Source organism: Roseburia hominis (assembly GCA_040702975.1).
Taxonomy (GTDB): domain Bacteria; phylum Bacillota; class Clostridia; order Lachnospirales; family Lachnospiraceae; genus Allocoprococcus; species Allocoprococcus hominis_A.
In genome coordinates, this window is the sequence record CP159990.1 from 141,062 (window position 1) to 165,521 (window position 24,460).

A 24,460-nucleotide genomic window follows, 5' to 3' on the forward strand; every position below is an offset into this window, starting at 1 on the left:
TGTGGTAACTGAACAATACCGTATTACGGGAGATTTTTCCACTGCTTTTTATTTGTTGTTAAAGAAAAACTGCGCCCCAGCCTTGGCAGGCCATCGCGCAGCGATTTTGTTCAATCGGGGATAATACTTGATTATCCTTAATCGGACTGCAGAATAATGCCCCATTATCCTTTATTACAAGCAGAATATTACCCGATATGGAACATGGAAAGAATAGCTTTTTCATAAATTTCTGTTGCTATATTCCTGCCCAATGGAACTTGCTGAATAAACTGATCCATTGCAACACCGGCATTAATTTCCAACACGGTTAGATTGCCATTTTCTTCTTCTATTATATCAATAGTTGCAAAAGATATTCCTATGGCATTGGCAGATTTAATGGCAAGATTGCACAGTTTTGAGCGTAAATCAGATTCCTCTATGATTTGGCAAGATGCTCCTTGCGTCAAATTAAATTTCCAGTTCAAGATTATCTTTTGCCCTACTGGATGGATAAGATTTAACTCTTTATATAATTGACGATTTATCATTTCAAAATCATATGATTGCCCAACAAGCAATTCCATTAATGTAGATTTGCCGTCTGCAATAATATGAGGTAAGCTCTTTCTATAAACAAGAAGTATAGTTCCATTCAAAAAAAAGGTTCTATATTCATTAACAGCATTTATGTAAGGTGTAGCAACTATAAATTTATAGCTGGAATATATTGATTGAAGTGCTTTTTCAACTTCTTTCATTGTGGAACAGCGGCATACATTTTTACCCTCGTAGGAATTATTAGGTTTAATTACAATGGTTCCGTATTGCTCCAACAATTTTCTGCAAACACATAAGTTGCTCTCCGGGTTATTTTCGTATTCCTCTGTTCCAATACGAGACAGTTTGTGGCATTCTACTACAGGAATATTACAGGCTTGCAATACTATAGATGTTTCATATTTGTTATCTGCCAGACGTGAAGCTATGGCAGAATTCAAATCAAATCGCCTGCTCCATATAAAATGTTGTTCCTTTTGGTATAATAGGCGCAGAACTGAAGTGTTATCGAATGAGGTTATGCGTATGGAATGTTTTTTGCATATCTCATTAATTATCTCTAAATAGTCTTTTGGGTACATGACAATTACCTCCGGAGGTTGATATTAATGCAAGAAGCTTATAAAAATCGCAAAAAAGAAATTAACGATGTTGTCGATTTCATTTTTTCTGCGGACAGTCAAATATTGCTTTATGAGAGTGCTAAAGGTGCTGGCAATACAGCCTTTATAAGTAGAGCTATATATATGATGCGGACCACACCATCTGTTCAGCTTTTTAGTGCAGAATTATCAACAGATGTAAGAAATCCGATACAGGCTATCACTAATGGATTAAGCAGTAAAAACAATCAACTTTATCAACAACTTCAAATGTTCACAGACCAAGAATATGGTACTTATGAAGTGCCATTACTTTCGTCAGTCATTAAGGATATTAGCCAATCAGACACACTTGCAGCTTTGTTTCAGCCTAAATCAGCGCTACCCATTTATGCGGGTTTCTATCAGAGTCGTTTGAAAGAGATTTTTTTTATTTTAGTTGATGAAATAACCAAAACAAAAACACTTGTTATTTTTATAGATAACATACAATTTATGGACAATGAATCTATTTATGAATTACAGGCACTTTTAAATAACCCCAAAGTAAAAATTGTATGTTCTAAGTCTGATACAGGAGAAAATTTTGAAAAGTTCTACCTGGAGACCAAATATAAGTATGCCTATACAGAATTGTCTTTTCCAATGCCTAATATTAGTTATGTAAAAAAACTGGGTGAAATCTACCATAAAAGCATGTCCGACAAAGAGGCGGATATGATTTTATTCAAATCAAGTGGAAATATCCGCAAAATCCTATTTCATTTAAGAGAACCATTAGGAAAGCAGTCTGTTGATTCGATTAACTTACAAACTTTAAAAATCATATACCTTTACAATGATTTTATTACAAGCAAAACATTGCTGAAAATATTAGATGCTAGTCCATATAAAAAAGTTTTCCCTATCGGATCCATACCAACAATGCTTAATTCATTGGAAAAAGAAGGTTTTCTTAAAACACTGATCGATATTGATGGAAGGATCAAAAGTTATCGCGTAGATTCTACTTATATCCCTGAATTAGATATTGCTGATCGCCTGATAATTTCTAAATCTCTCTTAGCATACTATAAACAGTGTAAGGAGTTGTCCTATCAGCATCTATTACAAGCATGGGATTTTGCTATATTACTAAAGGATCAAAAAAGTAGTCAACAATTTGCAATTTCCATAGTAAGAAACGCTCTTCAAATGGGCTATGTTGTTAATGAAGATATTATATCTGCTGCACAAACAAGTGAGGATGATCAGATACAGTTACTTATAGCCATTTTCTTTTTTTGTAATGCAAGATACAAGCAAGCCAAAAATATACTGGACAAATTTATTTTAGACAATACAAATCGTGCTATAAATGTAATATATGCAATTACCTTGAACAGATGTAGGGAGCATCAATTAGCCCAAGAACGATTGCAGCGTCTGATAGACACATCTACTGATGTTGATGAACTTGCAATATTAATTTCGTTTTTAATAAGCAATGATGTTCATAGCGGTAAGCTATCAGACGCTATAAATATATATCAGACTTTTGATAAACAACTAAAGTGCAGTAAAAAGTATCCATATTTTTTAAGAAATGCGGCCACTATATTTGTACCCTCAAAAGCTCACCAACTTCGAAATATGGCAAAATGTATATTTAAAGAAAATGGGGACTTATTCGGGTATTATAGTACAATTATTAATCTGACTTCATACAATCTCAAAAATGCCTCTATATCTTACGCATTAAGTCAGGCATTAATGGCATTTGAAGGATTACAACAATTCGGTGCAAGCCAGATTCACTTGGCAGCTAACAATCTTGGCATCTGTTATTTGATGGATAATAATTACATTGAAGCTATAAAGTATCTAACCTTGTCCATTGATATTGCCAAAACAATCATGCCAATTGGATATGCTACATTCAATCTTGCTGCGTTGTATATAAAAACTGGAGAAACTCAAACCGCCTATGAGCTGGTTACTAATTTGCAACAACGTGTACTTTCCTCTGGTCTGCCAAGATTGAAAGGGAAATACTATCTTTTTATGGCTGTTATAGAATATGTACTCGGCAATTCTGATAATTCGCAAAAATATGGGCACCTTGCGTTAAAGGAATCTAATTTTGCTCCAGGCACAAAACCTTACAGTGTAGTATCATTTCTTAACAAAAAATGCAACGCATCCTGTCATTACGAATTTGAACAATGGGAGGATTTGTATGCACCTTGCTTTTTGGAATATTGGACAATTAACTCTATTGATATTTTAGCAGATGAGCTTTTGCCGTTTTAAACTGTTCCTAAGTATTTGTGTTACTAAATCGGCTTGCGATAACCCTACATTGTTTGCTGATATACAAAAAGCAGATTGCCGTCCAAGATTACAACATACGTTAAATTCAATGAATTCAACTGTTTTGGATGATACCATAAAATCGATCCTTGTATAGTCAATCGGTGTAATCAATTTTAAAAAAGCATCCGATTGACGCACAAGTTCGACTTCAAGTGTTCTATCTAAATTAATCGTTCTGGTCAAACCGGAATCTAATTTCCTTTTCTGTCGGTAAGTAACTACGTTTCCTTTCAGAATAGACTTTTCTTTTACCGATGGTAGATGAATTGCAACAGAATCGTTAAAATAAACTGGAACACTATAAAATATGCCATCTACGAATTTTTCCACAATAACATCAATGCCGTACCGTTGTAAATCGATAATCTTTTCTCGGGCGTCTTCCCAATAGTTGGCAATGGAACTTTCATCAATATAAGCCGAAGATGCCCCAAAACGCGGTTTTACAAAATAGGGCCCCGCAAATGGTTGTTTAAATGAAATGGTATCATCTGCGTCGATGGTTATCCATTCTGGTGTATTTAGTCCCGCATACTTTGCCGCCATTTTAGCAAGATGTTTATCCTCTGCCAGCGCTCGTATATTAGGTCTAGCACCTAAATATGGAATATTAAGATATTCCAATAAAGCCGAAACAAATATTTCTGAATTTCGGTAGGGTGCACGGTTTAATAATGTAAAAACATAATCATATGAACTAGACTTTTCAAAAAGGAAATTGACATCATGACAGCAAACTGTCTTGGGGCAAATACCCTTTAAAATCTGATAAATGTCATAGTGATATTGTGCATATATTCCATCAGATTCTTCTGTTATTAATGGATAATCCTCCCCTGCATTAGGGGCAAATTTTGCCAGAAATATAATTCGTAAATCCTTTTCTTGCATAACTTTTCCTCCAGATTATGGGAATCACATTTGAACTGTGATTTTGTGTTGTCAAAAAATAACAGATAATGGGGCATTATTCTGCAGTCCGATTAAGGATAATCAAGTATTATCCCCGATTTATCAAATAACGGATAACTGCTAATTATCCACTATTATCAATTATTAAAAACATTTCCCTATTTTTCTACAATAACAATTTCTCTATTCATATTTTACTCATCTTAAACTACCCCTGATATAAGTTTATATGCACCTCATTTTTAATGCAAGCGCTAACTTTGTCTAAACATGTCGAATGCTCCCTTCGTAACACTAGAGGGCACCCAACAACCGGAAATTCATCCCCTAACTTCGTTCGATTATACAATTATATTGCAGCACGCACCGATCATTTGTTCAATCAACTTTTCACAATCTTCTATTTACCAAAATATGGAGTCAAATTACATTAAGTAATTATTTTATCTTAGTTCAATTTCCACATTTTTTCCGCAAAAAGCCACTCCATATTTCAAAACAGACCTGACCCCTGCTTTTTCCAGCATTGCTTGGTACTTCTTTTCCTCAATCTGCCAAATAGCATCTTTTGCCAATTCTTTCAGTCCGCCGCTGTCTTTTGAAGCTTTCAGCTCTATGAGGATGCCCGGCAGCCCTTCTTTTCTCGGTTTCATGCAAATATCAAATCGCCCTTCTCCGGATTCTCGATTTGAAGTAATCTCATAACAGTTATCCACGATAGCACACAAGCCGAGCACAAAACCATGATAGAAGCTTTCTTTCGCCACATCATAGAAACTTGCGGACTGTAACAGGAGTTTTTCCAGTTTCCTCTTTAACTCTGCGGCGTCTCCTGTGTACAAGGCCACCTGAATATCAATTGCAGTTGCCTGCGGAATCATCGGACTCATCCGCTCCAGTATCTCCTTGTTATACACATAGGTAATCTCCCAGTTCGGAATCGCAAGTTCACACATATAATCCCCATTAAAGGAAGCCTCAGTTTTAACAGTTTTCAGATACCCAGCTACCAGGAGGAAGCTGTATACAGAAGAAGGCCGCTCTTTAATCTGTGGATATATTACATTGGTATCGATACATGCGGTTACGGTTCTTCCCTGCAGCAATGACCGGAGGCTCTCATAGATTAATTCCTCTACACTTTTTAGCATCTCGCCGATGATATCATTACTGCCCGTTGCAATCCAGAAGGCTCTTGGTTCACAGCTATTGGCGAAGTAATAGCTCACAGACCATGGATTAAAAATGTCGACATTGCCAAACCGGTATCCGTCGTACCATTCACAGATTTCCTTGTACTTGCTGCTTGCTTTATAATAGGCCGCCATCTCCTTCACTTCATCAGCCGTAAATCCAAAATACTCACAGTACTTCTGATCAATAACAGAGTTAATCTTGAGATTATTAAGACCACTGAAAATAATTTCCTTTGAGCTCAAAATACCTGTCATAAAACCATAGGAAAGATGAGGGTTATCCTTTAACCCCCCTGAAAAGAAATTTCGCATGAACAGCACCGCCTGATCATAAAACCCTTCGGTGAAGCCCTGTTGAATCGGTGTATCATACTCATCAATAATAATGATGGGAGACACACCATAATGCTTATCCAGCATTCGTGATAGGATTAGTAATCCCTGAGACAATTCCACTTCACTGGCTTTTTGACCTGCGACCTTCTGATAGTATTCCTTATCAAAAGCATTGACCTTCCCGCTATCCATCAGCTCCTGGTGTCGGAGGAACTCTCCTGAAAGCACGGATGCAATATTGGCAAGTGAGTCTTCCCAATTCTGATTTTTGATATCCTTAAAGGTAATAAAAATCACAGGATACTTTCCCTGAAAATCCCGATACTTCTGTCCACATGACCAGATTTTCTTATCACGAAACAATACAGACGTATCCTCCTCGCTAATTTCAAAAAAGGTTTTTATCATATCCATATTCAGCGTTTTGCCGAATCTGCGGGGTCTTGTAAAGAGAGATACCTTCGCTTTTTCATCCAGAAATTCCTTAATCAGCAGGGTCTTATCTACATAGTAATATTCTGACACGGCAGTCTTATAATCCGACACGCCAATCGGCAGCGGCAAATCTTCCGGTAACTTTGTTTTCACATATGCACCGGTTTTTACCCTCTTATCCCCCGGCTTTGCAGCATCAGCAGGAATCAGCCAACACTTATTTTTAATCGCACCTGGAATCCTTCCTTCCCTGCAAAGCGTTGTTATTCTCCGTTCTCCGATTCCCCATAGAATGGAGGCTTCTTTTATCGTCATCACATCAGGCATAGCTTGGATCTCCTTTGCATTTTTGGTCTTATTATACTCCAATATAAGCAAGGAGGCAACTTTATACGGAATAATATTTTATATTTTTGATATTCTGCTGTTTTATTGCCCAATCATTTAAAACATTGGTACTATCTATACCCATAAATTTTTCTCAGCATTTGCACTGACTCAATCAGTTGATTTTCTTCGTTATATGAAGAATAGTCCGCTCTTTGGGCAACAGCCTCCATTTCTTTGAATGTTCTTCGCTGTTCGTTTCTCATATCATGTGACTGCGCATATTCAAGCCTTGACATAAGCAGCCCGAAATACCCTTCCTGGAACTCAATTTCTCCCGGATACTGCAAAGACCACTCTTTTGCCTGTGCTAATAGTTTGTCCGGAACATTGCGATAGTCCGATGTTTTTGCAAATGCATAGTTGCTGACGGCGACATAAGCCGAGCGTATTCTCATGGAATCGGGGAATTCTGAAAAATATTTTCTTATTTTATCATATTCTTCAGCCAGCAGCTTTCCTTTCTTATATGAAATTGCATAACTGTTTATGGCACATAAAGCAGCCACTTCCGCAACTTCCTGCAATCCATTCCTCTCATACAACCGCGTAAGCTGTTCTTCCAGATTTCTTATCCGCTCTACGCTACCGCCAATCAGGGTTCCCAGATAATCATATGCTGCTTCCATGCCTGTCCTGCACATATCATCCTGCCAGCCATACTGCTCTATATAATGCAACACCTTATCCCACTCAGCCCCAACATTCGCTTTCTTATTGTGATATAGCTTTAGATGGCTAAGCAGACTGTAATTCTGACAAAGAATATATCCCAACCGTTGGTTTTCCGGGAGTATTTCAACAGCCGTCTCTATCTTCTGTAGGAAATCAGCATATTTCTGCACTTGACTCGCATTATGAATGCCTATGCAATACGCCTCTATTACATCAACCGCTTCATCCCGAATGGGAACAAAATCGGCACTACACCTCATATACTGGATGAAATGCACCCCGCTTTCATAAAGCCGTTCAACATCATTCCTGTCCGTGAGAACAACGGCGATCCTTCTCCACAGTTCCATCTCATATTTCTGAAAGCAGGGTTCACTATCAATAAGAACCTGTTCAACCGCTTGAATATCCTCCACCGCATCTATTCGCCTCAGCAGGCTGATATAATATTCAAAATAATTCAGCATCTCTGCCGGCGGCGTGACTATCATTTTCTGGAAGCCTTTATTAGCCGGCCAATCATCCAGCGCAAGCGACAGAAAATTCCCAAATCCCAAAATAGAATTGGATCTTGCCAGTTTTGTAAACCGACCGATATCTCTGGCATTTACAGTATATGTCACTATGAACTCTTTAATAATATCCGGAAACACCGGCTCAATGATCCATGCATGATCCGGAAGTGCCGCCACATGCCAAATCCTGTTTTCCCGTACTCTGTCAAGCTCCGCAACCTCCTCGGCCTTTGCCGCACCTGCCCCTACCTTCATCTGCAAATACACTTCCTGCGGATCGGCGTGCAGTTTAACATACGGTGTGAAATAAGCAAACCTTTCAACCTCATCAAGGGTTCTGATCACATTGATATCTTCCTCATCTATCGCCCCGTTCTCCGGATTAAAAAATGCCTCGGCAATCGTATCTTTGCCGGTATCTTCTACAAGCTCATCCATGGAAACGAACAAATCAGAAAATACATTGTCAGCTCCCGGTTTTCCGCTTTCATCATCAAAAAATTGTGTTAATCTCCTGCAGTCTTCTTCCAGATAATTTTCTCCATAAACATCCGCAAGATTAAACCGTTCAATCGCACACGCCATCGCCAAAAGCCGCATGTAAGAATCCACCATAGCCCCATCGCCAAGGATCTTCCTCCATCGCCCCATTTCCCGATGCAGGTATTCGCCCAGCAGTTCTTCAGCCGACGACAAAGAGAGCTCTCCTTCCTTACTCAGCCACACCTCAATGAAGATGCTCAGATACAGTGGTCTGTAACAAGCAGGCTCTACGGATGTTCTGAAAGCTTTCTCTATTTCGCCACTTGCGCTTTGAATATTTGCTTTACAGGTTTCAATAAAATCATTTGATTCTACAAGCGGCAGATACGCAGAAAGATAATTTTCTACATACCTGATCTCATGATCAACAGATAACGCTTCTACCATCAACGCCTTATCGTACACTGCGCTATCAAACAACAGTCTATCTTCCGCATAGAATGCTCTTTTTATTATTGTCAGCCAATCAGAATCCTTCGCTCTTTGCTCTCTTTCGACAAACAGGATACGCAATTTGTACGAAAATGTGCTGAAAATCTCCCGAAAAGCCGCTATCATCTCTGCGCATTCATGTTCTTTTCCAAGGACATAGTCAAATACGATTATAGTATCCGTGAACGGCTTAAAATTCCTGGCTTCTTCCGGGTTCTTCCGGGCGAAGAAACCAAACCAATTGGCTGGTGCATTCCGCAGCCATTCCAGAATAAGCCTGCTTTTTCCAATTCCCCCGTCACCAAGAACCGTCCACCAGGAAAAACAAACATCCTGCTCCAAGAAATCGTTTAACTTCCGTAATTCTTCCTCTCTCCCAACAAACCTATTAAATTCATTTGAAAAATGCAAACGTCCAAACGCAGATGTAACTGTCGGAATATTCTGATAAGGGTTTACTGCCATAATACTTCTCAGCTTTGTTCTTTTGCGCAGGCGCAAAGCCGATAATTCGGCAAGAAATATCGGAAGGTCTCCATAGTCATCCCCATAAAAGACCGATACCGCATTTGCAGGCAACGCCGGCGCCAAATCGCCGTTTTTTAACAGACAGAAATAAGGAATATCCGTCACGCCCAGCTTCTCTGCCACAAAAGACAGAAATCCTGATAGATTCGGATCTTCCATCGTCCCGCCGCACCCAACAATGATTAACGGATGTGTGCTGAGCAGATTTTGAATAAATTGAGCCCCTGCATTGGCAAGAATGCCCTTATACTGCGGATCATCAGCAACGATATCATCGACTCCATGAAGTTTATCATACACACCATGGAGATGAATAACCTTGTTATCCGCATCTCCCCGGATAATCGAGAGAATTTCTGCCGGTACGGAATAGGAAACAGGACTTGCATGCAGGCTTTCCTCAATCTGTAAATCATAGTTCGTAGTTGCAATCAGGTCGCCTGCTCTCCATATTCTACAGAGAGCGGCTTTAAAATCTGGCTCTATCGGATGGAGAGAACCAATCGTTTTGTCCATGAAGGCAGTATAACAATTCGAAAGCTTCAACTTCTCTAATAGAAATGTTACAGCATCAATCAGTTCTCCCGCAGACCAGGAGCCGATACGACGTTCCAATTCCTTCCGGTCATCAGGGTTAAGGCTGTTTTTCCCCGCCATAATCCAGTTCGACCAGCTTAATCCGTGACCGCCGAGGGACATGGACGCTCCTGCTCCGAACAGATATACAATTTTCTGATTACTTTCTAAGATAGATAGTAGCTGTGGATAATCTGCTATATGAGTTATAGCCATCTTTTTCATCGCCTTTCTACTGTGAAGCTTTATAGCATGAATGCGGAGATTGTCACTAAAGCAATCGTTTCCCTATGGTTACTCTTTTCAGTTTTCTTATTTCATATTCTTCAGGCAGAAATTCAGAGACTTTATATGGATAATCTTGATGTCAGGTAAAATACCGTCAAGAAGGATCTCCAGTGTAATTGCATAGGAAACCGACTTTTTACCGTCTTTGCCTATAAAGATTTTCAGCTCCAAGCCTTTCAGCCGGAACTTGATTTTTGAAAAATCTATAATCCCACTGGAAGCATCATTCCCCGAGATGTACACATCGTTTTTTATCGCTTGCAATACCTGTCTCTCATCGAGCTGCTGTTCTTCAACAAGCTCATTAAAATCTGCGGTCATTGCAGAAAGCGTAATACTCTCTGCCGATTCAACTGCATCTGACGAAAACAGGATTGTCATACCCTCATCCGAAACCATATACTCAGCAGTCAAATCAGCACCCATAAACTCAAATTCTAAACTCACAGACATCTGCGGTGCATGAATAGTATTCATATTTTTACTTCAACCTCCAGTCGTTTAAATACAACGATTACGTAAAATACTGCCAATCTGTTCTGAGTCGACCTGGCCGCCTGTTATAATTGTCAGGAACAGATTCCCAATACAAGTCATTTTCACAGATCCGCTTTCATTTTGACTTGTGAACAAGACCGATGCATTTGCAAATACACCGTCAGGTTCAGTAAGTTTCAGGTCACTCGAGGAAATACTACTCAGCATTTGAAGCATTACCTCATGAGCCATACCTGGTTCACTGCACGGAACAACAATCAGTTCAATGGTATTTTCAGGAATGTCATCATGAATGTATCTGTTATGATAGGAACCGGCTATACCTAAATATGCACTTGTTTCTATCAGCTTATATTCATCAAATTGAATCATTGAATCTGGCTTATAAAAAGCAGATTGACCACATGCTTCAGCAGAAGCCCATTTATCATATTTGTAATAATCCCTTATTTCCTGAGATACACTTATCTGTCTGTTGGCATTGCTCTTAAAATACGGATTATACACATTAGCTCTCATATTGCAGATACCTATTCCATCCTTCCTGTTTGCCGCCAGGTGTTCTCTGTATGAATTTTCGGGAGCTGCCGGCATTGGCAGCGGCGGGATAGCAGATAGCGTTGAAAATGGCACATTAACAGGAAGAAACGGTACTCTTTGAGCATCATCGGCATTATCCCATGGCGTATCCCTGTTATCATATTCCAGACACGCATCATAAACCATTAAATCTTTGTCACTTGGTTTAGAGATTTTATAATCGAAGTTGGCGGCAACCGCATGAAACCTAAAACCACCCTTAAATGGTAAGCCCCAGCTTCCGGTACCGATTGCAATTACTTTGTTAAGCTTAAATCCTACGCCGCCTTTTCCTTCCATTCGTCTGACTCTAAGCGTGCAGCCCCATAAATTACTAAATATTGCTACCATGCATGCACAATCTGAACAATTGATTTTAACAGGAACAGATAGAGTTCCTGAATTCTGTAAATCATTTAAAAGCCTGTTATAATCAACTCCTGCCGCACCAGAAACATACCTTGGTGCGCCGCGCATGGTTTCATAGGAAAAAACATCATGCATTGAATTTATCTTAGACGTAATTCGTCCGGCAATCTCTTCGCATGTACTTGCTCCTTTGACCCAAGGATAGGAAAGCTCAATAAACGGAATGCAGGGCAATGTACTGCCAATCCAAGGCACATCGGGCAGTCTGGGGATGACATAAACTGTATTTTGGGATACGGCAAGCCGTATCCAATCGTCTTTATTTTCCAATTTTACCTGCCACTCCAGAACAAGCTGAAATGAATTAACCGCCGACCTGATTGTGTGTGCGGGAAAATCAACTGAGAGAAACTGCGTTTCCTGTTTATATCCATTCAATTTTATAGACACTTCATTGCTGTTTCCAAGGCTTTCGTCACCTGCAGTTCTATCTATAGCCCTGACAAATGCCTTGCCGACATAATCGCTTTGTATATTCAGCTTTATCTTTACAGTAATTTTCTTTACCGTTGGATTATTAGCAGTATTATTATATATGTCTGTTATGCAATACAACAATGGATAAGCGATATTTCTTCGTTTTCTCCATTCTGCTTCAGCCAAATCGGACAAATCGGAGTCGCTGCACATAATTGAGCCGACTGTATTGGAGGTTGAATGAAAGGTAATCTCTTCAAGTGCAAACGGAGTACTTGAATGTTTTGCAAGATGAAGTGCGACAGTAACCGCAAGCGAGGCAATTTCTGCCAGTAAGCTCACAACGCCGCCTAAAGCTCTGGCAATCAAAATAATACCGATTTTGATGACTGTAAATAAGTTCACAGAAAACATAACGCGCAAAAGCGCTTTAAGCACATTTTGATGATACAGTTCCAGAATAAAGTCGATACATTTGGCTGCTACATTTTTCTCTGTCGCGCCCATGAATATTGATCCCAGGCTCGGTATATTCACAATATTCTGACGAATATAACCAACGATTGCCTGTCCGGAAGCGGGACTTAATCCGAACAGGATAAAACAAATGCCTCCAACAACAATGATGATAAGCTCAGTCATCCAAAGAATGTATTCACTATCCGGATCGTCATCATTTTTCACCATATCTGAAACTATATAGGATTCTTTTGCCAGATGAATAACAAAATATATTTTTTCGTCCTTCTCAAAATGATCGACTGCAAAGAAATGTTCCGGTACGGCTTCAATCACCGTACCATTGACCTTCTGATGCTGCTCCAGATACTTCTGAATCGCAATTGTACGAAGTTCATTGGGAATCTCCATATCGGTATACGGATTTTCCGAAGCAGAATCATCCATGCCTCCCTCATGCTCACCTTTTTGCGTAGCTTCCGGCTCTGTCATGCCAAGATAAACTCCGCGCATTCGACCGGCAGGAATAAAATCGATCAGATCAACAAAGCTGTTCTGGAAGAAAAATGCATCTTTCGGATTATTTCCATCCGAAGCAGTGTCCGGAAGCTTTTTGGAAAATTCAATTAATTCATCCTCTGAAAGTGCCTTGTCCCAGATATCAATCCTTGAAATTGCTCCCTCAAACACATCGGTACCGTTTTCCGTACCACCGTTTACCTTAGAGCCTATATAACATATCGGATCATCAAGTTCTGAAGGAATGGGCAAAAGCCCGGATTTTAAAAGCGCAAGGCTATTATCAATATATATCCTACATGTAGCTTTCTCAAATACTGCCGCAACGTTTACCCACTGTTTTTGAGGAATTGGCGTAGTACTTTTCAGAAAGTTTGATTCATATGTAAACATTCCATGCCGCAGACACAAATAAAATTCAGCGTCTCCCTTATCGTTCAATTCACGTTCGACAGTGAAAAGCACGCCGGTATCATTTCCGATATTTGTGTTATGAAGAATGGTACAGCAGCCGGTAGAATCAGAGGCATCCAGATAGATCCACGCCTGAATCGTATAAGGTACATTAATATTGCCGCCGGGATTTGCTTTACTGCCGCTTTCAATTTTTAGATACCCCTGATTTTTAAACATAGCAGCTGTAGCTGTCTTTACAATATCCGCCAGACCGTCATAATTAATTTTCAGGTTATTTACATGCTCAATTGCAGGATTTGAAGTGAAATCATAATATGCGGCAGCATTCTTAACACTGAACATATAATTCTTTAAATCATCAGGCGTTAAAGCTGAAGAATAAAGTACGGCGTTTCTGATATATCCATTCAGGTTCCGACCAATAATCAGATTCCCGGATAAAGATACCGTATTTCCGTTCCCACTAACAAATGTCAAAAACTCACCATCACAGTAAAACCGATAACCTAATATATCAAAAACAATTGCAATATAATGCCACTCTTCGCTCGTAACAACATTCTTCGATGTCGCTATAACATTTCCGTTCAGTCGAATCAAAAGCTGCTGATCGTCCACACCAAAAGTAAAATCGTCTCCCTGAGAAATTACTTCCTTCATCCCGGCATAGTCCTTCATGTATATCCACGCTGCAATGGAATATGCAGAATCACCAGCAAAAGATATTCCTGCAGGCATATCCGAAAACGCATTGCTTGGACCTGCAGTTCTCATCTGAAAAGAATAATAAGGATAATTCATAATAGTCCTCCTTGTCAAACAAATCTTGCAGCACAGATTCTTGGCAAAACAAGTCTGCCATATGCGCTGCTGCTGTCAAAAACAGATATCTTTACAGAGCGAATGCACTGAAAGGCTGCCCGAACTAATATGACAACGCAGCTACATCAAATGCAAAATAAAACCTCACATCAATATTTGCGTCTGAGGGCCATTTTCCATCAGGAGTTTTTGCAGTTGTTACAACATTAGAATCAATACCAGGTTCAACCTCTATAAGAAATTTGGGCTGCTCCTGGGGATCGTATACAAACTCCTGATCAAAATGAAGTGGTGTACATTCAACTCTTATTTTCGTTCCCTTTGGAATCCGGTTTCCGGTTACAGTAATCAAACCGACTTTGACTTCAAAACCCTCACCAGCAATTCTGTCAGCTCTTACATAACGAGAATCAGGAAAAATTTTAACTGCAGCCAGACAAAATTTGCCGTCCTTGTTGCTTGCCATTTTACCCCCCCCCCCTGAATTCTTATGGATCATATGATTAATGTAGACTTGCATATCTCTATCGCACCTGATAGCAGAATTGCCTACCCCTAATATAAGTTTATATACACATTATTTTTAATGCAAGCGCTAACTTCGTCTAAACCTGTCGAATACCCGGCAATCCGAAATATCCTTCAACCGCTTCATCCCAAATGGAAACAGAATCAGCCCTGCACCAAACGCAGATTTAGCTGTCGGAATATCCTGATAGGGGTTTACTCCTCTTCCTGAAAAAGAAGGGAAAAAACGAAGATCCAGAACTATGGATGCCGAGCGTTTCAAAGGCATTCCTGTGACGAAGGAATATTTTGATCTTTCTGATGAGGATAAGATCTGTCCTGTCTGTAATACTCCTCTGGTAAAAATAGGTGAAGAGTTTGTACGCCGTGAACTGGTCTTTATCCCGGCGAAACTGAAAGTAATTGAAATCTATAGTATAAATTATACCTGTCCGGAATGCAGCCGTCGTGATCTTCCAGTTATAAAAAAAGGGAAAGATGGCCGTCCCCATATGCTTCATGGGATGGCTTCTGCCGGTACGGTTGCATGGGTAATGTATCAGAAGTTCTGTAACAGCCTGCCTTACTGCCGACAGGAAAAGGACTGGAAACAGTATGGAGCTGCGATCACCAGAGCAACCATGGCGAATTGGGTGATCCGTAATTCAGAAGAGTTCTTCCGCCCTATGTATGAATACTTTCACCGGAAGCTGCTGAAGCGTGAATTCGCAATGGCAGAAGAAACGCCGCTGCAGGTACTGCATGAACCGGAACGCCGTGCCCAGACCCAATCTTATATGTGGCTTTTCCGCAGTGGTGAAGATGGTGGTCCGCCGATCATCCTTTATAAGTACTCGGAAACCCGTGCCGGAGACAATGCAGCTGAATTCCTTCATGGATTCAAAGGCTATCTAATGTGCGACGGCTACAGCGGGTACAATAAGATACCTGATGCAAAACGAACAGCCTGCTGGGCACATATCAGGAGATACCTGACAGATGCGATCCCGAAAGGAAAGCAGCTGGATTATACCCAGCCTTCTGTACAGGGCATGATGTATATCAATCAGCTTTTCCATCTGGAAGATGTGATCAAAGCAAAGTATTCTTCCTTCGATGCTGTCAAAAAGGCTCGTCTTGAGAAAGAACAGCCGATAATCGAGGGCTTTTTGTCGTGGCTTGATAAACAAAGCCCTGTCCGTGGCTCTAGAATGGATAAGGCAGTCACCTACATTCAGAACCGACGTCCATACCTTACAACCTATCTGGAAGACGGACGATGCAGTTTTTCAAATAATCTCAGCGAGAATGCAATCCGTCCATTTACAGTCGGGCGTAAAAACTGGCTGTTTTGTGATACTCCCAAGGGAGCCCAGGCCAGTGCTATCGTATATACGATGGTAGAAATGGCAAAAGCAAATGGAGTAAACGTCTATCACTATCTGACCTATCTGCTTGAGAAACTGCCAAATGATAGGATGAGTGATGAAGAGTTAGACCTCCTGGCACCCTGGAATGAGAAGGTCAAAGCCGAGATTGAGTATCGGGCGACAAACTCAAACCAGTGATCGATCATATGTGAATTGTCAAAGTACTCCGGCTACAGAAAGGTAGTCGGATATTTTTTGTCAACGGCTAAAAATTAAGCGCTTACGATTGTTTTATATGTAGAAAGGCTCATCGGTTATTTGTAAATAGAAAAGGCAGGAATGGTAACGCTTCTGAAGCGCCCATTCCTGCCTCACTCCTATTCCGTTGGCATTTGTATTATTGACAGAAAATCCCAATTCTATTCCAGAGGTCGGGTATGGACAGCGCCCATGAAAAGAGCAATAAGCACAATGCCTTGTTTGTCATGCAAAAAATCAAAAAAGATGTATAAAATCTTGCCAAATGGTTATACTTTAACGATTCGACAGCAACAAAGGCATGAATTCGACAGCAAAATATTACATATCTAATTCTTATCAGAAAAATTCATTTTTGTAGACACAAAATTTTTTACGCCCTCAATTCTACCGTTGCAATTCTCGGCTCAAAGCAACAAGTGGGACGGACACAGACAATCCGCACACCAGATGCTCTCTGTGGACCGACCTTCATGAAGGTGGCAATCACGCTCGTGTCCCCACGCAGGCCCAGAGGTCCGATATTCGCCTCGTTCACTCTCCTGGTAATCTCTTGCTCCATCTTGCTTTGGACACCGTACCTTCCGTCCACCTGCGCCTGGAGCATCATGGACGTCGCCTCGAAATGCGATCGGCCAATGCCGACAGCCAGCGTACAAGGAGAACAGCCCAACTGCACCACACCCTCAATCGCCCACTTGACAATCTCATCCAGGACAACCTGTGTGTTGTGCTTGTGGAACACGCAACAGGTCTTTGCTCGGATTGCCGGGCCACCGCCGAACATCAGGATATGCAGGCGAATCACATCCTCCTTACATCTCCGCAACAGAATCGGTGCCGGCTCCACGCCGGCAGAATCTGGATTGAGACCACCGCTCTGGTCAATCCTGTGGCTGTCATCGCCCATAATGCCCATAGGACGTCCGGGAAGCTTGCGTAGGCCCTGAGTCACCCCCTCTTTGATGGCATCGAGCATCCGTCCCGTTACAGCGCAATCTTCCCCAACTTCCAGAACCAGATGCGGGATACCCGTATCATCACACAGCGGACTGTGATTCTCCTCCGCAGTTTCCGCATTGGCAAGTACCTGTTCCAGCACCCATTTGGCTTGGTCATTCCGCTCAGTGTTTATTGCTCTGCGGTACGCTTCCTTCTTATCTTCTCTGAACGTGCTTCCAGCTTCCACCAGTGTGTCCCGCACAAGAGCAACAATTTCATCATAAGTCTTAGTCATAAATACTCCTCCCGTGCGCCACACCGATAATAGCGGGATATTTGTCAACCTTGATTAGATGCAGCGCTTCCATGCCCAACTCCGGGAATGCCATGACCTTTTGCTCTGTCGTCTTGGCGCCTAGTAGCGCCGTCACTGGCGGTATCACCGCAAATACGGCGTTATACTTGTCCAGTGCCGCAATCGTCTCGGGGTGAAGTTGCCCCTTACCAAGGTGCAACTTGATGCCCGCTTTACTGAGTGGTTCTATGCTACTCTCGATTTCCAGTTTATTGGAGCTTGTCGGTCCTACTCCCGCAAGGCTTACCGCCGTGTGAAAGATCACCTGTCCGCGCAGATCCACGCCAAGGTCTCCCACTGTACCATCCTCAATCATCTTCAGCACTTTCGGAAGCACAGCATCACGGCCGCAGAGAATATATCCACTGATCTCCACGGTATCACCTACCTGTAGTCCGGCTGCAGCTTCTTCTGAAATTGGTGTGGTTAACTCAATCATAGTTCTTTCCTCGTTCTTCATCTTTTTACCTATCACCTAACTCAGTATCTTTCATTTATATTAATATGCGGCTAGGATGACAAGTAGATATAAGCTATACTACTCGTTCACCGCAAACAGTTTTACATAACCACTCTCGTTCTTAATGACACCAAACGCTCTCGCCCGATTGTAAATCTTCTTCGCCCAGTTTGTATGAGGTTTAATCTCATTCATCTTATTACCACCGGAACCTTTTACTACACCACCACCGGTGCCAAGGATCTGGCAGGCATCATCGTACTCTTCTTTTGTGACGGCCATCAGCGCATTCACAAACTTGACATGTGTCGGGTGAATAACGGTACGCCCAACAAATCCGTTTGCCTTGTCCAAAATCACTTCACGGAGCAGTCCGTCAATTTCATTATTCACTAACGGTTGTCGCCTCATCAAATAATCCTCTATACCATGATGCGGAAGTTCTTCAAACATCATCTCTTTGGGTGCGCGGAAATATTCCCAGACAGGACCGGATATCACATAGTCGTTGTTTCGTCCACAGACATTGATTATATCAGACAGGCACTCACGGACAGTCAAAATATCGTAAAGGCTGTATTCCACGCCACGCCTTACTCCAAACACGGAACTGAAGTCCGTGCCACCAACGCGAACCTGCAACACCAGATCATGATATTTATCCAGTATCTTTTTTATGCCTGTCAATTCCTGCATTCGGCTCTCTTTATAGGCGACTTCCGGGTCTTCAATGATAGGCATACCATAAATGATCTCACCAAACCTGTCATTCAAATCTTGTAAATAGGCGTAATATTCATACCCATTCTCCGCATTGAACTTTGGAAAATTGATGCCGCATAAAGATTTAACCTCCTGCTTGGTTAGCTTTTCCCCGAATGCTTTGAACTGGACAAGATTACGGATACGGACAAAAATCAAAGGCACATGGTCAGAATCCAGTTTTCCATTTTCCGCAGCTTCTGTGACAGTCGCCAGCAGATGATGAACATTCTCCATCGCCTCCGGAACCTTCTCCTCCGGGCAGGCGTCCTCAAAGCAAAGAACCATTGTGGTAAGTCCCGGCATAGAATGATTCAGGATCTTTGGTGTAAAATCCTTGAAGCCAGGCATATACATGGTAGCACCAAGACAGTATTGCAGGAGCTCACGATCCGTATATTTATTAAAATGTTCGGGCTCAACTACAAATTTAAAATCCGGATTATATAAATGGTGTCTCATACCTAAAAACTATCCTTTCTTCTTACAAACTCCCCTTCGGGCTCCATATTGCCTCCGGGTAATACTCATCAATCATTCGCTTAACGAGGCTGCACTGCTTTGCACGTTTACGGGCATCATCCTCTGTACTGTCCCAGGAATGGGTAGCCGCCACGGAACCGCCGGTCTTCAGATAGATTGGCGCGGCAATCCGAATCATCTCCGGCACTTCATAATGGCGAATAAATCCTCCCGTAGACTTCGGGTTCTCAGTATGAATATCAATAGGACAATCAACCGCCTGGCGCATTGCCGCAAGCATCTGAAGCTGAATATCCCGTACCGGGTTAATGGAATCTGCACCGATGCTTTCCAGCAGCTTTGCAGAGCAGGGATTCCCGTGGCCGGCGTGGGCAGAAACCTTAAAGTGGCAGTCCTCTGGAATCTCCCCCGCTTTTCTCATCTCGTTCAGAATCCACAGGCTGCCCTCATCGTACACCAGGAAACCACGGCATCCCAATCTCGCAGCCCTCTTGACATCCTCAACGGCCCTGACAATCTGCTCCTGACCACGCAGACGATAGCCCATGCGCACGCCCTCTTCGGTATGTACAGAAGCGGATGTATCTGTGGTAGCACGCGGGCCGATAGCCAGAATCAAATCAGTCTGCCATTCATGAGCCAACTCCACCATCTTGCTGATTTCTTCATCCGTCAATCGCATAATTCCCTGCGTCTGGGTTACGCGATGCAGATATAATCCATAGCCGTCCATCGCCTCCAGTAATGCTCTCATCACCTTTGGTCCCTGGATTCCGGGCACTTCAAAACGATACTGCCCTCCATCCTTAAAGCGTTTCTCAGATGTCGGCAAATCATATGCGTCCCCACCGGGTAATCCAACAGATTTCAAAAAATCTCTTGTCCTATCCATACTGTTCATAATGCATTCCTTTCTCCGGTTTTTCCGGCAAGTAATATTTTTTATTTCTGCACTCGGATTCTTAGTTGCTCAAGTTTTCCATCAGTGCATTAATAGACTCTCTATGGTCAAAAATAATAGGCGGAAGTTTGCTGTTCAGTCCTTTGTGTATACGGCAGTCTATAAAAGACGCTCTGCCGCAGTCCTTCAATTTTTCAACCGCTTTTACCAACTCGTTCTCTGTTTCTACGGCGTTTCCAACTGTCTCATATCCGCACGCCCTTGCAATGGAAGTGAAGTCGATCAGATGACCAGCAGATGGCTGGCCTCCAACAGACTCATGCGCCCCATTGTTGAGAATCACATGCATAAAGTTAGGAGCTTTCAGTTTGCTCACCATCGTCATAGCGCCCATGTGCATCATAGCTGCCGAATCACCATCCAAGACAACCACATGTCTTTCAGGCTTCTCCAGTGCTATACCAAGTGCCACCGAGGAAGCATGCCCCATCGAGCCGACATTCAGAAAGTCATGCGCTTTCGTCTCATTCCGCTTCTCCCGCAAGAAGAATAATTCTCTGGTTGCACGACCGGTCGTGGCGGAGTAGATTGTATCATCCGGCATGTGGTCAAGAATTACCTCGATAGCCTCTTCTCGGCTCATGGGGTAAGTCGCATCCACGTTGTTGGGCTTGTCCGGATCGGCCATGACGCCTTTCGGTGCGATAAATGCATACACGCCTCTTGTCTCGATGCAGTACTTCACTGCTTCTTCCACAGTCTTCTCGAACTCATCATTATCATCGATGAGAATAGTGTATGGGATGTGCAGGATGTCCAGAAGGCTCGTGGTAATCTCCCCTTGCAACTTATGCTGCGGATGATTCGGCTCGGTGATTCCCTGTCCTCGCCAACCAATGAGCAGGAGCATCGGAACGGCATACACATTCTTATCTACAAGGCTCGCCAACGGATTGATGGCATTCCCTTCTCCGCTATTCTGCATATAGACGAGGGGAATCTCTTTCGTTGCCAGGTAATGCCCCGCCGCAAGCGCCACCGCGTTGCCTTCATTGGCTGTGATTACATTCCGGTCGCCGCATTTTGCCAAGGCATAATTGCAGAAGCCGTTCAGGTAACTGTCTGGCACGCCGGTGAAGTAGCTCACACCGTGCTGCCCCAGCACTTCAAATACTTTCTTCTGATCTAACATTCTTTCGCTCTTCGCCTCCTGTCACTTCTTCTCTCCGCCAACCGAGCCTTTGCCCTTATACAACGTAAAGTATTCCGGGCTGTCTCCTTTTGTGATCTCCCACGCCATTTCAAACGCATCGACCACATTCTCAGGCAGCGGGCCCGCTTTCACTGTTTCCATGTTCTGAAGCAGGTGGTTCAGCTTAGATGCACCAATCAGGATTGCGTCTCCACGCTTTTCATCCAGCATTGAGTGGTATGCCAGCCAACGGTAAGTCGCTTCAATCGTGGTAATGCCGTGCTTTTCTGCTGCTGTTTTTATTGTTTCGACTGCTTTGAAATAGCTTTCTTTCCAGTAACGCTTCTGGTAGTTTGGCCGATGGGTAAAACGACCATCAGTAGGTGTAGCGTCAAAGGATGTATAACGGCCAGTCAGCAAGCCGCCGCACATGGGGTTATAGGCATAAAAGCGCATGCCGAAGTTATTCAAGCAGTCATTCAGTTCCACTTCCGCTTTACGGGTCAGCGGATTATAGACGCCCTCAAAAACTGTTGGCTTGACCCAGCCGTGCTTGTAGCAGATATGCCAAACATCCGCCAACATCCATGCGGGGAAATTAGAGAGTCCCAGCTCCCTAAACTTTCCCTGATCATGCATATCAGCCATCGCGGACAGCACTGATTCCACCGGCGTTGCGGGATCAGGGAAATGCAGGAACACAGTGTCCACACTGTCCAGGTTGAGCCGGGCGAGGCTCTCATTCACCTGCTTGTAGGCCGCATCCGCATCGAGCTTCCCGGAGATTCGAGGATTGACCTTCGTGGCAATCTTGAAGGTTCGGTTCAGTCCCGGCAGCACCTCGCCCAGCAGTCGCTCACAGTTTCCTTCGTTATAGACATACGCCGTGTCCAGTTCTTCTCCGCCGTTTTTCAGAAAAGTGTTGATAAATAAACCAACATCAGGAGGAAACACACTCTCTCCAAATGTCATCGTTCCGAGTACTAATTTCATTATGATTATGCCCCTCCCTTTAATACACGCATCGGATTCTTGAACTTCTCTTTACCTTCGATCTTTTCTATTGCCTGGACAAGTCCCATAAGTGCATCTTCGTCAGCCTGACCTTTTGCACAAGTCCTAAGTTTACCGATAATGTCATCTCTCATCAGTGGCTTCTCCGGATCTCCCTTGGGAACCAATACCGTCTCCTCATACCTTCTACCATCCCTAAGTACCACCTCAACTCGTGTACCTCTGATGCCCTTACTCCTATCTTCCATGGATAAATCCGGAACCAGCTCCGTCTTCGTTATCAAGTCCAGTACTTCTTTTGTAAGCCTCGGCGGGTTCATATCCGCAATGCCATAGGAACCATTCAGAAGTCCACAAACCAGCGTATACTGAATAGAAAACTTCGTCTCATTCTGATCTTTAGGAATTATGATCCCAGCCAGTTTGATGGCATTGGGGTAGATATACACATTAATCTTCTCTATCTCTTCCGCCTTTACTTTTCTATGTAAGGCAACCGCAGCATCGATCCCGCAGTGCGTGTGGCGGCAAGATGGATAAAGCTTGAAATAACAGTCATGGAGCAGCAGGTGGTCGCTTCCTTTCAGATATTTTTCATGAAACTCAGCGGTCACAGCATGAAACCAGCCGTTCTGCCCTTCCAATGCTTCTGTAGGTCCTTGCACACCTTCGTTTGCCAGCATCGCCGCAAACACACCATTCTCCGCCGCCTTACCGGGATTTAGCGGTTTGATTGCCGGCCGCGAATCACCATAGGAGAGCAAACCTCCGGTCATTGTGGTTGCCAGAGCGATAGCGTCCTCGATTCCCTGTGCATCCAAGTGGTACAGCCTTGCACAGGCAGCAGCACAGGCAAGTGTACCGGCCATCCCAGTTGAATGGAATCCTCTACTCACTAATCCTGGCTGCGCAGCGGAGGAGATCCTGATATACGCTTCGTATCCTGTGGCTAATGCCACCAATACATCCTTATTGCTGCTCTCCAGCTTATCCGCCAAGGCAAACACGGCAGGGATGAGATGGACACCAGCATGGCCAGCAGCCTTTTTATTCCCATCGTCCAACTCCGCACCGTGGCCGTAGACAGAATTCATGAAAGCAGCCAAACGTGCCGGATACCTTTTCTCCTGCAGGAACACTGTGCTCTCCTCTGCTCCGCCCTGCAGATACACGACCTTCTCCACTTTCTCATTAAAATTCCGGTTCTGCTTGTACCCGGCATAGGTAGCCGCAAAGAAATCGATTAAAAGCTTATGTAGTTGATTAACATCTTCCCTCTTAAGTTCTTGTATTCGAAATAAATCCTGTGCAAGATTTGTACTAATCCCCATACTGACTCCTTCTATAAATCCTATAATCTTTTGCCTATAGCTAAGATAAAAATCAAGGTTCGAGCATCTTGTGCATCATTTGCTTCAATAAAACTACAGCCTCGGGCAAATATTGACCCTTCCGGTACATCACTACGATTTTCCTCTCCGGTATTATCTCTTTAATGGAGTAATACGAGATACCTTGCATCTTTTTCACCAGACACCCGGGAATGAAAACTGCACCAATGCTTTCCTATACCATTTCCACAAGAACCTCCAGATAAAAGCACTCCACCTCTTTTCTCAAATCCAGCTTATACTTCCTGACCAAACCATCCAGTTCTCTCTGCATCAAATGTTCCTCATTTAGCATTGCAAAGGGAATGCCGTTCAGAGCAGTGGAACTGATCATCAGGGACTTGCAGATTTAATCGTCCTCA

The 24,460-nt window shown here is 42.7% G+C and carries 15 protein-coding genes and 1 pseudogene; 2 read left to right on the forward strand and 14 right to left on the reverse strand.

Translation table 11 applies throughout. From position 1 onward, the window contains the following. Nucleotides 1-188: 188 nt before the first annotated feature. On the reverse strand, nt 189-1,124 hold the full coding sequence (locus ABXS75_00600; GenBank protein ID XCP85345.1) for a hypothetical protein: 936 nt from the start codon (nt 1,122-1,124) through the stop codon (nt 189-191). Between the two features lie 27 nt (nt 1,125-1,151). Here ABXS75_00600 and ABXS75_00605 point away from each other — a divergent pair, with 27 nt between their 5' ends. Continuing rightward, the gene (locus tag ABXS75_00605) at nt 1,152-3,437 is read left to right on the forward strand and encodes a hypothetical protein (GenBank protein XCP85346.1); all 2,286 of its coding nucleotides are present in this window, start codon (nt 1,152-1,154) and stop codon (nt 3,435-3,437) included. On the opposite strand, the gene ABXS75_00610 is transcribed toward ABXS75_00605, so the two are convergent. From ABXS75_00610 to ABXS75_00635, 6 genes are all read right to left on the reverse strand, one after another. After that, complete coding sequence (locus tag ABXS75_00610; GenBank protein XCP85347.1) at nt 3,411-4,391, reverse strand: hypothetical protein; 981 nt, start codon at nt 4,389-4,391, stop codon at nt 3,411-3,413. The genes ABXS75_00605 and ABXS75_00610 overlap by 27 nt on opposite strands. 464 nt (nt 4,392-4,855) lie before the next feature. Next, a complete protein-coding gene (locus ABXS75_00615; GenBank protein ID XCP85348.1) occupies nt 4,856-6,706 on the reverse strand; it encodes an AAA family ATPase in 1,851 nt (616 codons plus the stop codon). Nucleotides 6,707-6,837: 131 nt separating this feature from the next. Continuing rightward, nucleotides 6,838-10,251 carry an SIR2 family protein gene (locus ABXS75_00620; GenBank protein ID XCP85349.1) on the reverse strand — a complete coding sequence of 1,138 codons (3,414 nt, stop codon included), beginning with the start codon at nt 10,249-10,251 and terminating at the stop codon, nt 6,838-6,840. A 96-nt stretch (nt 10,252-10,347) separates the two neighbouring features. Further along, complete coding sequence (locus tag ABXS75_00625) at nt 10,348-10,800, reverse strand: hypothetical protein (GenBank protein XCP85350.1); 453 nt, start codon at nt 10,798-10,800, stop codon at nt 10,348-10,350. 24 nt (nt 10,801-10,824) lie between these two features. Continuing rightward, nucleotides 10,825-14,442, reverse strand: a complete 3,618-nt coding sequence (locus ABXS75_00630) for a LamG-like jellyroll fold domain-containing protein (GenBank protein ID XCP85351.1) — start codon at nt 14,440-14,442, stop codon at nt 10,825-10,827. A gap of 124 nt (nt 14,443-14,566) precedes the next feature. Further along, entirely contained in the window at nt 14,567-14,929 is a 363-nt protein-coding gene (locus ABXS75_00635) for a hypothetical protein (GenBank protein XCP85352.1), read from the reverse strand. Nucleotides 14,930-15,221: 292 nt separating this feature from the next. On the opposite strand from ABXS75_00635, the pseudogene ABXS75_00640 reads away from it, so the two are divergent. Continuing rightward, nucleotides 15,222-16,538 (forward strand): annotated as a pseudogene (locus tag ABXS75_00640) (IS66 family transposase). 433 nt (nt 16,539-16,971) lie between these two features. Here the strand turns inward: ABXS75_00640 and ABXS75_00645 are convergent. From ABXS75_00645 to ABXS75_00675, 7 genes are all read right to left on the reverse strand, one after another. After that, on the reverse strand, nt 16,972-17,835 hold the full coding sequence (locus ABXS75_00645) for a fumarate hydratase (GenBank protein ID XCP85353.1): 864 nt from the start codon (nt 17,833-17,835) through the stop codon (nt 16,972-16,974). Then, nucleotides 17,828-18,334, reverse strand: a complete 507-nt coding sequence (locus ABXS75_00650; GenBank protein XCP85354.1) for a fumarate hydratase C-terminal domain-containing protein — start codon at nt 18,332-18,334, stop codon at nt 17,828-17,830. Before ABXS75_00650 ends, ABXS75_00645 begins: the two co-directional genes overlap by 8 nt. A 99-nt stretch (nt 18,335-18,433) precedes the next feature. Beyond that, entirely contained in the window at nt 18,434-19,579 is a 1,146-nt protein-coding gene (locus ABXS75_00655; GenBank protein ID XCP85355.1) for an HpcH/HpaI aldolase/citrate lyase family protein, read from the reverse strand. 22 nt (nt 19,580-19,601) lie between these two features. Continuing rightward, nucleotides 19,602-20,501: a peptidase gene (locus ABXS75_00660; GenBank protein XCP85356.1), complete on the reverse strand. Its 900-nt coding sequence runs from the start codon at nt 20,499-20,501 to the stop codon at nt 19,602-19,604. Between the two features lie 61 nt (nt 20,502-20,562). Next, nucleotides 20,563-21,693, reverse strand: a complete 1,131-nt coding sequence (gene aepY / locus ABXS75_00665) for a phosphonopyruvate decarboxylase (protein ID XCP85357.1) — start codon at nt 21,691-21,693, stop codon at nt 20,563-20,565. 21 nt (nt 21,694-21,714) lie between these two features. Next, nucleotides 21,715-22,686, reverse strand: coding sequence for an aldo/keto reductase (locus tag ABXS75_00670; GenBank protein XCP85358.1), 972 nt, complete (start codon nt 22,684-22,686; stop codon nt 21,715-21,717). Between the two features lie 5 nt (nt 22,687-22,691). After that, entirely contained in the window at nt 22,692-24,038 is a 1,347-nt protein-coding gene (locus ABXS75_00675) for an MmgE/PrpD family protein (GenBank protein ID XCP85359.1), read from the reverse strand. Between the last annotated feature and the right edge of the window lie 422 nt (nt 24,039-24,460).

Coding starts and splice junctions, on each gene's coding strand:
- ABXS75_00600 (XCP85345.1), bottom strand. CDS start 1,124: ATGTACCCAAAAGACTATTTAGAGATAATTAATGAGATATGCAAAAAA.
- ABXS75_00605 (XCP85346.1), top strand. CDS start 1,152: ATGCAAGAAGCTTATAAAAATCGCAAAAAAGAAATTAACGATGTTGTC.
- ABXS75_00610 (XCP85347.1), bottom strand. CDS start 4,391: ATGCAAGAAAAGGATTTACGAATTATATTTCTGGCAAAATTTGCCCCT.
- ABXS75_00615 (XCP85348.1), bottom strand. CDS start 6,706: ATGCCTGATGTGATGACGATAAAAGAAGCCTCCATTCTATGGGGAATC.
- ABXS75_00620 (XCP85349.1), bottom strand. CDS start 10,251: ATGGCTATAACTCATATAGCAGATTATCCACAGCTACTATCTATCTTA.
- ABXS75_00625 (XCP85350.1), bottom strand. CDS start 10,800: ATGAATACTATTCATGCACCGCAGATGTCTGTGAGTTTAGAATTTGAG.
- ABXS75_00630 (XCP85351.1), bottom strand. CDS start 14,442: ATGAATTATCCTTATTATTCTTTTCAGATGAGAACTGCAGGTCCAAGC.
- ABXS75_00635 (XCP85352.1), bottom strand. CDS start 14,929: ATGGCAAGCAACAAGGACGGCAAATTTTGTCTGGCTGCAGTTAAAATT.
- ABXS75_00645 (XCP85353.1), bottom strand. CDS start 17,835: ATGACTAAGACTTATGATGAAATTGTTGCTCTTGTGCGGGACACACTG.
- ABXS75_00650 (XCP85354.1), bottom strand. CDS start 18,334: ATGATTGAGTTAACCACACCAATTTCAGAAGAAGCTGCAGCCGGACTA.
- ABXS75_00655 (XCP85355.1), bottom strand. CDS start 19,579: ATGAGACACCATTTATATAATCCGGATTTTAAATTTGTAGTTGAGCCC.
- ABXS75_00660 (XCP85356.1), bottom strand. CDS start 20,501: ATGAACAGTATGGATAGGACAAGAGATTTTTTGAAATCTGTTGGATTA.
- aepY (XCP85357.1), bottom strand. CDS start 21,693: ATGTTAGATCAGAAGAAAGTATTTGAAGTGCTGGGGCAGCACGGTGTG.
- ABXS75_00670 (XCP85358.1), bottom strand. CDS start 22,686: ATGAAATTAGTACTCGGAACGATGACATTTGGAGAGAGTGTGTTTCCT.
- ABXS75_00675 (XCP85359.1), bottom strand. CDS start 24,038: ATGGGGATTAGTACAAATCTTGCACAGGATTTATTTCGAATACAAGAA.